The sequence below is a fragment of the Halomonas marinisediminis genome, assembly GCF_004347715.1.
GTDB classification, from domain to species: Bacteria; Pseudomonadota; Gammaproteobacteria; order Pseudomonadales; family Halomonadaceae; genus Halomonas; species Halomonas icarae.
Genome location: NZ_SLTR01000008.1, coordinates 76,364 through 89,650 on the forward strand (window position 1 = coordinate 76,364; position 13,287 = coordinate 89,650).

A 13,287-nucleotide genomic window follows, 5' to 3' on the forward strand; every position below is an offset into this window, starting at 1 on the left:
TTTATCGCCAAGGGGCTTGGCAGGCTCGCGGTTCTGCACTACATTTGATGAAAATGTAGACATTAAAGCCCGATCACGCCACCGAGGACACCCCATGAGCCAGATCACCCCCCTTACCAGGGACGACCCCTTCCGCCTCGTCGACCAGCTCTCGGAAGAGGAGCGCATGGTTCAGCAGACCGCCCAGGATTACTGTCAGGAGAAGCTCCTGCCGCGGGTGCTGGAGGCCAATCGCCACGAGATCTTCCATCGCGAGATCATGAGCGAGATGGGCGAGCTGGGCCTGCTCGGTGCGACCATCGATGGCTATGGCTGCGCCGGCCTCAACTACGTCAGCTACGGGCTGATCGCCCGCGAGGTGGAGCGGGTCGACTCCGGCTATCGCAGCGCCATGAGTGTGCAGTCGAGCCTGGTGATGTATCCGATCCACGCCTTCGGCAGCGAGGAGCAGCGCGAGAAGTACCTGCCCAGGCTGGCGACCGGCGAGTGGGTCGGCTGCTTCGGCCTGACCGAGCCTGACCACGGCTCGGACCCGGGTGGCATGTCGACGCGCGCCGTTCGCACCGAGAATGGCTGGCGCCTCAACGGGACCAAGACCTGGATCACCAACTCGCCCATCGCCGATGTCTTCGTGGTCTGGGCCAGGGACGAGGAGGGGGTGATCAACGGCTTTATCCTCGAGAAGGGCATGCCGGGTCTCACTGCGCCGAAGATCGAGGGCAAGTTCAGCCTGCGTGCCTCCATCACCGGTCAGATCGCCATGCAGGACGTGGAGGTCTCCGACGCGCAGCGCCTGCCTCACGTCAAGGGGCTGAAGGGACCGTTCTCCTGTCTCAACCGGGCCCGCTACGGCATCGCCTGGGGCGCCATGGGCGCTGCCGAGGCGTGCTGGCACGCCAGCCGCGACTACACCCTGGAGCGCAAGCAGTTCGGTCGCCCCCTGGCCGCCAACCAGCTGATCCAGAAGAAGCTCGCCGACATGCAGACCGAGATCACACTGGGCCTGCAGGCGGCGCTGCGGGTGGGCCGCATGATCGATGATGGCCAGCTGGTGCCCGAGACCATCTCGCTGATCAAGCGCAACAACTGCGGCAAGGCCCTGGATATCGCCCGGGTGGCCCGCGATATGCACGGCGGCAACGGCATCTCCGATGAGTATCATGTGATTCGCCACGTGATGAACCTCGAGGCGGTCAACACCTACGAGGGCACCCACGACGTCCACGCCCTGATCCTGGGCCGTGCCCAGACCGGTCTGCAGGCCTTTACCGGCTGACGTAGCACAACGAAGCTGAATAACGATAACGAGGGGCGCCGGGAGCCAGCCGAAGGGGAGGTCCGAGGACCATGGATGGCCGAGGTAGTGTACAGGGAGGTATTCATAGCGCCTCCCTGCAGGCTGGCTACCGGATCAGCGCCGAGTGAGCAAGGAGCTGCAGATGAGTGGACCGCTTGAGGGCATCACGGTGCTCGATATGTCACGGGTGCTGGCGGGCCCCTGGGCGGGCCAGCTGCTGGCCGATCTGGGTGCACGGGTGATCAAGGTCGAGCACCCCGAGCGGGGCGACGACACCCGCGGCTGGGGACCGCCCTGGCTGGCCGAGGAGAGCGAGCGCGACCGAGTCGCCGCCTACTACCTATGTGCCAACCGCGGCAAGCACTCCCTGGCAGTGGATATCGCCTCCGAGGAGGGTCAGGCGCTGGTGCGCAGGCTGGCGGAAGGCGCTGACATCCTGCTGGAGAACTTCAAGGTCGGTGGTCTCGCCAAGTACGGCCTCGACTATGCCAGCCTGCACACGCTCAACCCGCGCCTGATCGGTTGCTCCATTACCGGCTTCGGTCAGGATGGCCCCTATGCCCACCGCGCCGGCTACGACTTCATGATCCAGGCCATGGGTGGGCTGATGAGCCTGACCGGGGAGGCCGATGGCCTGCCGATGAAGACCGGGGTGGCGATCACCGATGTGATGACCGGCCTCTACGCCACTGTGGGAGTCCTGGCGGCGCTGCAGGAGCGGGGTCGCACCGGTGTGGGGCGCCATGTGGATGTGGCACTGCTCGATGTTCAGGTGGCCACCCTGGCCAACCAGGCACTCAATGTTCTCGTCAGCGGGAAGAACCCGGAGCGTCATGGCAACGCCCATCCCAATATCGTTCCCTACCAGGTCTTCGCCTGCGCCGACGGGTATCTGGCCTTGACCGTCGGCAACGACGCCCAGTTCGCCCGCCTGGCCGCATTGCTGGAACGCCCGGAGTGGGCTCGCGACCCGGCCTATGCCACCAACGCTGCCCGGGTTGGCAATCGCGAAGTGCTGGTGTCGTTGATCCGGGCGATTCTCGTCACCCGCCCCCGGGATGAGTGGCTCACCGAACTGGAGGCCCGCGGCATCCCGGCCGGGCCCATCAATACCCTCAATGAGGTGTTCGAGGATCCCCAGGTGCAGCATCGCGAGATGTATCGCACCCTGAGGCGAGGTGAACTCGAGGTGCCCCAGGTGGCCAATCCGTTGCGCTTCGATGGTGCCTCCGCCACCAGCGAACTGGCCCCGCCGCGCCTGGGCCAGGACAGCGACGCCCTGCTTGCCGAGATGGGGCTGACCGCCGATGATATTGCCAGATTAAGACGGGCAGGAGTCGTCAGGTAGGGACGTGGTTTGAGGTTCGAGGTTCGAGGTTCGAGGTTCGAGGGGCGAGCCGGCCCCTCGAACCTTGTTTCTTGTTTCTTGTTTCTTGTTTCTTGTTTCTTGTTTCTTGTTTCTTGTTTCTTGTTTCTTAGCGTGGCGAGAATCGCCGTACCAGCCCCATCTCGGCGATCATCCGGGTGGAGATCTCCTCTACCGAGAAGCGGGTGGTGTCGATAAAGGGGATATGCAGCTGGCGGTAGACCCCCTCGGCCTGACTCACCTCCTGAACACACTGATCCATTGAGCTGTAGCGGCTGTTGGGCCGGCGTTCGTGGCGGATTGCCGCCAGCCGCCTGGGATCGATGGTCAGGCCGAACAGCTTGCGCTGGTAGGGGGCCAGCACCCTGGGCAGCTTGAGGGTGCCGTCCTCGTCGAGGTCGTCCTCGGTGAGCGGGTAGTTGGCCGCGCGGATGCCGAACTGCAGCGCCAGGTAGAGTGAGGTGGGGGTCTTGCCGCAGCGCGACACGCCGATCAGGATCACATCGGCCTTGTCGTATTGATGGGTGCGCGCGCCATCGTCATTGTCCAGGGCGAAGTGCACCGACTGGATGCGGTCCATGTAGGCCTCATCCTTGCCGATGGAGTGGGTGCGCCCCACGGTGTAGCTGGAGTGGGTCTTGAGCTCCTGCTCCAGGGGCTCGAGGAAGGTCGAGAAGATGTCGATGTTGAAGCCGTCGGAATCGCTGATGATCTGGCGGATATTGCTGTCGACGATGGTGTCGATGATGATCGGTGACTCGCCGTCACGCACCGCTACCCCGTTGATGACCTCCACCAGTTCGTGCGCCTTCTCGAGGGTGTCGATATAGGGCTTGGTGATCATGCGGATCTCGAGGTTCTCGAACTGCGCCAGCAGGCTGCGGCCCAGGCTCTCGGCGGTGATGCCGGTGCCGTCGGAGATAAAGAAGGCGGTACGGGTCATGGTGGATTCGCTTGGTCGATAAAAGCCTCATTGTCGGCCTCCATGCCTTCCACGACAAGCCGCCCCAGCGCCCGTAGGGTTAGCGCAGATAGCAGCACCGCTCAAGGCTATTCCGGCGACAGGCCGTCGAGGGGGCGCTACGAGTACTTCCTTGTAGGCTACCTCGGCCATCCCTGGTCCTCGGACCCCCTCTCCGTCCTATCCCCGGCGCCTTTCACTATCATCCTGTCGGTAACTGCGGTATCCCTACAGTGCCCCGTGATTTTTGCAGCAGACTACAGAATCGCTCGGAAAGTGGACGGTGTTGTAAAAATCCTCCAGTGACTTCGCTATTAGACCAATGGCGAATATTGCGATCGCTTGGTAGAGTCGCCAGCATTCCGTCATGCCCACTGGCATGACGACTCTTCGTCGCTAGCCAAGGGGGTCCCGTGGACGATTACATTCTGTGGTTCGATGAGCTGGGCATGGACGATGTGGAACGCGTGGGGGGCAAGAACGCTTCCCTCGGCGAGATGATCTCCAACCTGGCCGGCGCGGGGGTCACCGTACCCGGTGGCTTCGCCACCACCGCCCACGCCTACCGCGAATTCCTGTCCCACGAGGGCCTCAACGAGCGGATCAACCAGGCGCTGGCCACCCTCGACGTGGATGATGTTGCCGAGCTGGCTCGGGTTGGCGCCCAGATCCGTCAATGGATCATCGACACCCCTCTGCCCCCGACCTTCGAGCAGCACCTGCGCAGCGCCTACGAGACGCTGCTTGCCCGGCATCCCAACCTCAAGGCGGCGGTGCGCTCCTCGGCCACCGCCGAGGACCTGCCCGATGCCTCCTTCGCCGGCCAGCAGGAAACCTTCCTCAATATCGAGGGCTTCGACAATATCAAGCGCGCCGTGCATGAGGTGTTTGCCTCGCTGTTCAACGACCGCGCCATCTCCTATCGCGTGCATCGTGGCTACGCCCACGAGAACGTGGCGCTCTCCGCCGGCGTCCAGAAGATGGTGCGCTCCGAGACCGGTGCCTCCGGCGTGATGTTCACTCTCGATACCGAGTCCGGCTTTCGCGATGCGGTCTTCGTCACCGCCTCCTGGGGCCTCGGTGAGACCGTGGTGCAGGGGGCGGTGAACCCAGACGAGTTCTACGTGCACAAGCCGACCCTGGCCGCCGGCCGGCCGGCCGTGCTGCGCCGCAACCTGGGCTCCAAGCTGATCAAGATGGTCTACGGCCAGGAGGCCAGTGCCGGCAAGTCGGTGGAGACCGTGGATGTGCCGCTCAAGGAGCGCGGCCGCTTCTGTATCGATGATGAGCAGGTGATGGCGCTGGCTCGCCAGGCGGTGACCATCGAGCAGCACTATCAGCGTCCCATGGATATCGAGTGGGCGCTGGATGGCGATGACGGCAAGCTCTATATCGTTCAGGCGCGTCCCGAGACCGTGGTCTCCCAGCAGCAGGGTGGCAAGCTCGAGCGCTTCCAGCTCAAGGAGAAGGGGCGCAACCTGGTCAGTGGCCGAGCCATCGGTCAGCGCATCGGCAGCGGTACCGTCAAGGTGGTGTTCTCGCCGGATGACATGGAGAAGGTCAATACCGGTGACGTGCTGGTCACCGACATGACCGACCCCGACTGGGAGCCGATCATGAAGCGTGCCTCGGCCATCGTTACCAATCGCGGCGGCCGGACCTGCCACGCGGCGATCATCGCCCGTGAGCTGGGCATCCCGGCGGTCGTGGGCTGCGGTGATGCCACCGAGATACTCGCCGATGGTCGCGATGTCACCGTCTCCTGTGCCGAGGGCGACGCGGGCCATGTCTACGAGGGGCTGCTGGCGTTCGACCGCCAGGTCACCAGCGTCGATGCCATGCCCGAGATCCCCTTCAAGATCATGATGAACGTCGGCAACCCCGACCGTGCCTTCGGCTTCGCCAGCCTGCCCAATGCCGGCGTGGGCCTGGCGCGTCTGGAGTTCATCATCAACCGCATGATCGGCGTGCACCCCAAGGCGCTGCTCGACTTCGACACCCTGCCCGAGGAGCTTCAGCAGACCATCGAGCTGCGCACCGCCGGCTACAACAGCCCGGTGGAGTTCTATGTCGACAAGCTGGTGGAGGGGATCTCCACCCTGGCCGCGGCCTTCTACCCGGAGCGGGTCATCGTGCGCCTGTCGGACTTCAAGTCCAACGAGTACGAGAACCTGATCGGTGGCAAGCTCTACGAGCCGGGGGAGGAGAACCCGATGCTCGGCTTCCGCGGCGCCTCTCGCTATATCTCCGACAGCTTCCGCGAGTGTTTCGAGCTGGAGTGTCGCGCCCTCAAGCGGGTCCGCGAGGTGATGGGCCTGGACAACGTCGAGATCATGGTGCCCTTCGTGCGCACCACCGAGGAGGCCAGCGAGGTGATCGACCTGCTGGCCGCCAACGGCCTCAAGCGTGGTGACAATGGTCTGAAGGTCATCATGATGTGCGAGCTGCCGGCCAACGCCCTGCTGGCCGAGGAGTTCCTGGAGTACTTCGATGGTTTCTCCATCGGCTCCAACGACCTGACCCAGCTCACCCTGGGGCTGGACCGTGACTCGGGTATCGTGGCGCACCTGTTCGATGAGCGGAACCCGGCGGTGAAGAAGCTGCTGGCCATGGCCATCCAGGCCTGCAAGGCTCAGGGCAAGTATATCGGCATCTGCGGCCAGGGCCCCTCGGACCACCCCGATCTCGCCAAGTGGCTGATGGAGCAGGGTATCGATTCGGTATCGCTCAACCCCGATGCCGTGCTCGAGACCTGGTTCATGCTGGCCGGAGAAACCATCGGCTAGGTGTTGAGAAGGAATAAGTGCTAGTTGCGACAATGCCCGGCTTTTGGCCGGGCATTGTCGTCGTAGTGTGCCGTTCTGCCGTTACTTTCGATTCATCGCAGACTGATGTGAAACCTGTAGGTGGGGGATGCTCCGCTACCCACTGGTGGGTTCGCCACCCTGTGGGAGGCCGGGTTCCCCGGGCGATGGCGCCGACAGGCGCCTTGGTAGTGTTGCCCAGTACTGTGCCCTTACCGGGAGGCCGTTGGCCTCCATTCGCCCGGCCGAGCCGGCCTCCCACAATTTACCCTGGCCTCCCAATGCTCACTGCCGAACGGATTCATACTAGTTTGCGATGAACCTTATTTTCGGGACGGGGCGGACGGGAGTCTCAGTCCTCTTCGCTCGGACTCTCTTCCAACCGCTCTCCCAACCACTCTGCGACAAGTTCGGGGTGCGCCTCGACCCAGGCGCGGGCGTTGGCCTCGTACTCGCCGTTGGCCTGGTTGGCTTCCATCAGCTCCTGAACGTCATCGGCGCTCCAGGCGAAGCGGTCCAGGATGGCGGCGGCCTCAGGCATCTCCTCGGCGAGGCCCAGGCGCGTGATGGTGTGGATGCTCTCCTCCTGGGAGTAGAGGCCCTGGGGGTCCTCGAGATAGCGCAGCGACTGTCCCGAGAAGACCGGATGCGGGGCCCAGGCGGTGACGACGATGGGGTCCTGGCGCTCCGTCGCCGCTTCCAGGGTCTTGCTCATGGCCGCATCGCTGCCGGCGACCAGCCGCCAGTCGTCGAGGCCGTAGGCCGCCATGGCTTGCTCGGTCAGGGCCATGATGCCGGCACCCGGATCGATGCCGTGGATGCGCCGATCGAAGGCGTCGCCGGCCTCGGCCAGATCCGCAATGGAGCTCGCCTCGACATAGCTGGGAACGGCCAGGCCGACTCGGGCATCACTGAGGTTGGGGCCGAGATCCTCGACCTTGTCGCCCACGGAGGCGCGGTAGCTGGCCTGGGTCACCGGCAGCCAGGCGCCGGTAAAGGCATCCAGCTCGCCGACGGAGAGGCCCTGCCAGATGGCGGCCAGGCTTACCGAGCGGATCTCCACCTCATGGCCGGCGTCCTCGAGTACCGCCTTGAGCACATAGGTGCTGGCCTGCCCGGTGGCCCACTCACCGATGCCCAGGCGCAGGGTGTCGGCCTGGGCCATCGGGCTGATGGCGCCGAGCAGCAGGCCGGTGGAAGCGAGCAGCGAACGCAAAGTCATTACAAACATCTCCAGCAGAGGACAGGGGAAGCGGTCGTCGGTCCCTATGATACCTGTTCTCGTGTGATGACGAATCCGCTGGGGTACCTGGAGTGGCATCTCGGCAGCGACAGGGGCGTCGCATGGATCTCCTTCGGCTATGCTGACAGACTCTTTGATCCATCCGATGACAAGGAGCCGTCCCATGGGCACTTCAGCAGCCACGCCCTTCCGCCGCCGACTGCTGTTTCGGCTTGCCATCTCGCTGCTGGTCGGTCTGCCGTTCACCGTCCTGGGTGAGACGGAGTTCGAATATCAGCGTCCCGAGGTCGCGCCGGAAACCAGCTCGGGAAGCGAGGAGAAGCCCGGCTGGGCTACCCGGAAGTTCGCCGTGGCTGCCGCCAACCCGTTGGCCGCCGACGCCGGCTACCAGATTCTCGAGGCCGGCGGCTCGGCCATCGATGCCGCCATCGCGGTGCAGATGGTGCTGACCCTGGTGGAGCCTCAGTCCAGCGGCATCGGCGGTGGCGCCTTCCTGATGTATCACGATGGCGAAGAGGTCATGGCCTATGATGGGCGCGAGAGCGCACCCGCCACGGTGGACGAGACGCTGTTTCTCGATGGGGAGGGCGAGCCCCTGGCATTCGCGGAGGCGGTGGCCAGCGGCCGCTCGGTCGGTGTTCCCGGCACCCTGCGCATGCTGGAGATGGCCCACAAGGCGCATGGCAAGCTGCCCTGGGCCGAGCTCTTCGAGCCGGCGATTACCCTGGCCGACGAGGGATTTGTCGTGAGTCCGCGACTGCATCAAAGCATCGCCGACACCGACGCCCTGCGCGACGACGAGCGGGCGGCGGAGTTCTACTACACCGCAGAGGGCGAACCGCTGCCAACGGGACACCGGCTCAAGAATCCGGCCCTGGCCGTGACGCTCGATAAGATCGCCGCCGAGAAGAGCACGGCGTTGCATACCGGCAGGGTCGCCGAGGATATCGTGGCGCGGGTCCAGCACCATCCTGATATTCCGGGCACTCTGAGTCTCGAGGATCTGGCCACCTACTCGGCGCTGGAGCGCGAGCCTATGTGTACCGACTGGCGGGACTATCGGATATGCGGATTTCCACCGCCCTCGTCGGGGCATCTGACCATGATGCAGGTCCTCGGCATCATGGAGCAGCTGCCTGCCCTCGAGGTCGATCTGAACGACGGGCTTCCCGATGTCGAGTGGCTGCACCGCTTCCTCGAGGCATCGCGGCTGGCCTTCGCCGATCGAGGACGCTATATCGCCGACCCGGACTTCGTCGAGGCACCCGGGCAGGACTGGACGCTGATGCTGGTGCCTGACTACCTGGAGGAGCGTGCCGAGCTGATCGAGGCGGGACAGAGCATGGGCAGCGGTGGAGCAAGCCCGGGCAATCCCGGCAGCCTGGCCACCGCCTGGGCGGTGCAGCCGACCCAGCCCGAGCATGGCACCAGCCATATCAGCATCATCGACGCCCATGGCAATGCCCTGGCCATGACCGGCTCCATCGAGCAGGCCTTCGGGGCACGCATCCTCTCCGATGGGGGCACCGGCATGCCCGGAGGGTTTTTGCTCAACAATCAGCTGACCGACTTCTCCTTCGCCCCCACGGATGAGGAAGGCACTCCCATCGCCAACCGGGTAGAGCCCGGCAAGCGCCCACGCTCGAGCATGAGCCCGACCCTGGTCTTCGATCGCGAGAGCGGTGAGCTGGTGGCGAGCCTGGGCTCCTCCGGGGGCGCGGGGATCATTCACCATACCGCCCGCTCGCTGGTGGCGATGCTCGACTGGGGGCTGAATGCCCAGCAGGCGCTGGACCTGCCCCACGCCATTACCCTGGGCGGGCCGGTCTATCTGGAGGCGGGGCGCTTCCCGGCGGCTATCCAGCAGGCGCTGCGCGAGCGTGGTCACGAGCTTGAGGAGCGGGAGCTGACCAGCGGCCTGCAGGCCATCCAGCGCACCGAAGAGGGCTGGTTCGGCGGCGCCGACCCACGCCGTGAAGGGGTGGTGATGGGAGATTAGGGACGAGGTTCGAGGGGCGAGGTTCGAGGGGCGAGGTTCGAGGAGAGAGGGGCGGGGTTCGCCCCCTATTGCCTGAGCCAGTTATGCAGCTTGATCAGCAGCAGGGCGCCATCGCCGAGCTCTCGGCGCTCGGCGACCAGCTCCGCGAGGAGGGCGGGACGGTCGGTGATGATGGCGTCCACGCCCATGTCGATCAGCTGCGACATGCGTGAACGATTGTTGGTGGTCCAGGCGTGGAGCTCGTAGCCATAACGCTTCGCCAGGTTGACCTCCTGCTCGTCGATGCGGTTGTGGCGCAGGCCCAGGGCATCCAGACTTCGACGCTCCAGACTGCCGGGCAGGATCAGCTGGGCCAGCAGGGTCACCCGCAGTTCGGGGTGGCGCGTCTCGATCATCCGCGCCAGGCTTGGCGATGTGGTGGCCAGGCGGATCTCGGCCGTGATGTCGGGGTTGCCGCAGATAGGCTCCGCCCCGCTCATCTTCGCCGTTCCCGTTACCCTGTCGGCCAGGCAGCGATAGCGCGCCGCCTGCTCCTGCCTCAGCTCATCGACCACCGCGTCAACCAGGGCCTGTTCCCGAGCAGGATCGGTCTTCAGGTCGATCATCAGGCCGCTGCGGCCGCGTACCGCAGCCAGTGCTTCATCCAGGCCGGGAATGGTCTCGCCCACGAAGGGGTCGCCGAACCAGCTGCCGACATCGACATTGGCCAGGGTCTCGCGCTCGAGCTCGCCGATCCGCCGAGGGTCGCCGGTCAGGCGCTGCAGACTGCTGTCGTGGTAGATCACCACCTGGTGATCGAGGGTCAGGCGTACGTCGAGCTCGACCATGTCGGCGCCATCGTCCAGGGCGCGGTGAATCGCCGGCAGGGTGTTTTCGGGGGCGTCCAGGGAGCTGCCGCGATGGGCGATCACGGTCACCTCGTCCTGCAGCGTGAAGCTGTTGACGATCAACCAGGCCTGCCACACGGCGAAGAGCACCACGCCCAGCTCCACCATCCAGGCCAGGCGGCCGGGATGGGCATCGGCGGGAGGCGGTGCGGGACGCGCCTCGCGGTGGGTCAGGCGCAGATAGAGACACGTCGAGAGCAGCGCGTTGGCGGCGATGCCGGCGAAGGTGATCGCCAGGGTCACCAGCACATAGGCGGTCAGATAGGCCAGGGTGGCCGGGATCAGCACGGCGTTGCGCTCCGGCAGCCACCACAGCAGAGGGGTAATCAGCCAGTCGAAGGCGAGGGTGACCAGGATCGGCAGGATCAGGATCAGTGCCAGCAGGGCAAGGGTGATCACGGCGATGGTGCGCCGCTTCCCGTGCGTCAGGCGGGCGCTGTGCAGCAGGGCGCGACGCGGCGAGAGGGCCTCCAGTGCCACCAGCGGCAGGGCCAGGATCCAGCGCACATAGAGGCAGGCGGCGAGCCATGCCCAGGCCGCCACCAGGGGAAGTCCCAGGGCGAGGAACTGCCAGAGCGCCGGCGGCCGCACTCGCTGCACATAATAGGGGTCGAGGCCGCCAAGCAGGGCGCCATGCAGCCAGACCAGGGCGAGGGCGACCGGCAGTATCAGCAGCAGGTGGGTCCCGACCTGAATGACGACCAGCCCGGCCAGCGCCGGCAGGCGATGCAGGGACCACCACAACGCCTCGAAGGCCAGGCGCACATGGCGGTCGCGGGGGCGGGCCGCCACCAGGATCATCCCCGCCTGCTGCAGGTAGAGCACCAGGAAGGTAAGCCCGGTGGCCGCCAGTAGCCATAGGACGCCCGCCGGGCTCAGCAGCAGGTCGAGCAGCTCGGCGCCGCTGATCACCGTGCGCCCGAAGCGACCCACGAGACTGGTCAGGCTCCAGGCCACGGCTGGCAGCAGCAGGCTGGAGGCCAGCAGGGTAAAGAACAGGTGGTAGGCCACCAGCGGGCGCAGATGGTCTCTCAGGCTGCGCAGGAGGTCTCGGCTCAGGCTGGTGAGCGCCAGCATGTCAGGCTCCGGACGTTCGTCGAGAGGGTATCAGTCGAGGGGCAGGCGCTCGTCGGCGACCAGGATGCCGTTGTTGTCGGCGTAGAGCCACTGGCCGGGGGTGAGGGTGACGCCGGCGAAGGTCACCGGGACATCGCGCCGCCCTTCACCGTGCTTCTCGTTTCTGCGCGGGTGGGCACCGAGGGCCTGAACGCCGAGGTCGATCTCAGCGAGCACATCGACATCACGCACGCAGCCATACAGGATCACGCCGCTCCAGCCGTTACCGGCCGCCTGTTCGGCCAGCATATCGCCGAGCATGGCGCAGCGCTGAGAGCCGCCGCCATCCACCACCAGCACGGCGCCTTCGCCGGGTTCGGCCACGGCCTGCTTGACCAGGGAGTTGTCCTCGAAGCACTTGACGGTACGAATCGGACCACAGAAGGCCTCGCGGCCACCGAAGTTGATAAACAGCGGGTCGAGGGCGCGCACCTCGGGATGGGCGTCGCAGATATCCGGAGTGACGATCTGGCTCACGGCTGGGCTCCTTGCTTGATGAGGGAGTCCCGATGATGCCATACCGACCACCTGATCAGCATTGGCGGATTGGCGCATGGTGGTATCGGCTATGACACAATAAGAGAATAAACGAGGCCAGGCTGAGAGCGTCGAAGGACGGGGAGCGTGATCATGGGTGACAAGGTGATGGATGAACAACGGATTCCGGTGGGGATCAGCGCCTGTCTGACGGGGGAGGAGGTGCGCTACAACGGGGGGCACAAGCGATCACGCTACTGCCTGGAGGTGCTCGGTGAGCGTTTCGCGTTCGAGGCCTTCTGCCCCGAGCTCGAGGCGGGCCTGGGCGTGCCACGTGAGCCCATCCGCATGGTCGGCCTCGAGGGGGAGGAGCCGCGGGTGGTGGGCACCCGTGACCCCGAACTGGATGTCTCCGAGCGGCTCTCTACGGTGAGTCGTGAGTTTATCGCCCGCCACCGTCATCTGCGCGGCTTTATCCTGATGAAGGGCTCACCGAGTTGCGGCCTGGAACGGGTCAAGGTCTACCGCCCCGACAATGGCATGCCCAGCCACTCGGATGCCGGCGCCTTCGTGCGCGAGCTGCGCCGCCACTTCCCCGAACTACCCCTGGAGGAGGAGGCGCGCATGAACGACGCCGTGTTGCGCGAGAACTTCATCACCCGCGTCTACGCCTACGACGACTGGAAGCGCCATCTGGAGGTCGCCCCTAGCTATCATGAGCTGCTGCAGTTCCATAGCCGTCAGAAGTATCTGTTGATGGCCCACGACGTGGAGGCCTATCGGGAGCTGGGGCGCTATCTGGCCGACGCCAGCAAGCAGCCTCTCGAGGCGTCGTTGGCGCACTACCTGGAGCGTTTCATGACGTCTCTGGCGAAACCCGCCACCCGCAAGACCCATACCAATGCCCTGATGCATGTCTTCGGCTACCTCAAGAGGGCGGTGGATGGGGAGACCAAGCAGGACCTGCTGACCGCCATCGATGACTACCGGCAGGGGCATGTGCATCTGGCGGTGCCGATTCGCCTGCTCAGCCACTATCTGAAGCGGCATGGCTCCGACTATATCCGTGCCCAGACCTACCTGAACCCGCACCCCTACGAGCTGGGATTGCGCAATACCATCTGATCCTCGACCTGC

At 65.2% G+C, this 13,287-nt stretch carries 9 protein-coding genes; 5 read left to right on the plus strand and 4 right to left on the minus strand.

Going from position 1 to position 13,287, the window contains the following annotated elements; genetic code table 11:
• Positions 1–94: 94 nt before the first annotated feature.
• Together E0702_RS07920 and E0702_RS07925 are read left to right on the plus strand one after the other, a co-directional pair.
• Positions 95–1,276, plus strand: a complete 1,182-nt coding sequence (locus E0702_RS07920) for an acyl-CoA dehydrogenase (RefSeq protein WP_132042588.1) — start codon at positions 95–97, stop codon at positions 1,274–1,276.
• Positions 1,277–1,439: 163 nt separating this feature from the next.
• Positions 1,440–2,645: a CaiB/BaiF CoA transferase family protein gene (locus tag E0702_RS07925; RefSeq protein ID WP_132042590.1), complete on the plus strand. Its 1,206-nt coding sequence runs from the start codon at positions 1,440–1,442 to the stop codon at positions 2,643–2,645.
• A gap of 127 nt (positions 2,646–2,772) precedes the next feature.
• On the opposite strand, the gene ppsR is transcribed toward E0702_RS07925, so the two are convergent.
• Positions 2,773–3,606: a posphoenolpyruvate synthetase regulatory kinase/phosphorylase PpsR gene (gene ppsR, locus E0702_RS07930; RefSeq protein WP_132042592.1), complete on the minus strand. Its 834-nt coding sequence runs from the start codon at positions 3,604–3,606 to the stop codon at positions 2,773–2,775.
• A gap of 431 nt (positions 3,607–4,037) precedes the next feature.
• Here ppsR and ppsA point away from each other — a divergent pair, with 431 nt between their 5' ends.
• Entirely contained in the window at positions 4,038–6,410 is a 2,373-nt protein-coding gene (gene ppsA / locus E0702_RS07935) for a phosphoenolpyruvate synthase (protein ID WP_132042594.1), read from the plus strand.
• 370 nt (positions 6,411–6,780) lie between these two features.
• Here the strand turns inward: ppsA and E0702_RS07940 are convergent, their stop codons facing one another.
• Positions 6,781–7,650, minus strand: coding sequence for a glycine betaine ABC transporter substrate-binding protein (locus E0702_RS07940; RefSeq protein ID WP_205741901.1), 870 nt, complete (start codon positions 7,648–7,650; stop codon positions 6,781–6,783).
• 184 nt (positions 7,651–7,834) lie between these two features.
• On the opposite strand from E0702_RS07940, the gene ggt reads away from it, so the two are divergent.
• On the plus strand, positions 7,835–9,670 hold the full coding sequence (gene ggt, locus E0702_RS07945; RefSeq protein WP_205741902.1) for a gamma-glutamyltransferase: 1,836 nt from the start codon (positions 7,835–7,837) through the stop codon (positions 9,668–9,670).
• 65 nt (positions 9,671–9,735) lie between these two features.
• Here ggt and E0702_RS07950 read toward each other — a convergent pair whose 3' ends face one another.
• Both E0702_RS07950 and rraA read right to left on the minus strand, forming a co-directional pair.
• Positions 9,736–11,634 carry a glycerophosphodiester phosphodiesterase family protein gene (locus E0702_RS07950; RefSeq protein ID WP_132042597.1) on the minus strand — a complete coding sequence of 633 codons (1,899 nt, stop codon included), beginning with the start codon at positions 11,632–11,634 and terminating at the stop codon, positions 9,736–9,738.
• A gap of 30 nt (positions 11,635–11,664) precedes the next feature.
• On the minus strand, positions 11,665–12,192 hold the full coding sequence (rraA, locus tag E0702_RS07955; protein WP_132042698.1) for a ribonuclease E activity regulator RraA: 528 nt from the start codon (positions 12,190–12,192) through the stop codon (positions 11,665–11,667).
• Positions 12,193–12,303: 111 nt separating this feature from the next.
• Between rraA and E0702_RS07960 the strand changes: the two genes are divergently transcribed.
• Positions 12,304–13,275, plus strand: coding sequence for a YbgA family protein (locus E0702_RS07960; protein WP_132042599.1), 972 nt, complete (start codon positions 12,304–12,306; stop codon positions 13,273–13,275).
• Positions 13,276–13,287 lie beyond the last annotated feature (12 nt).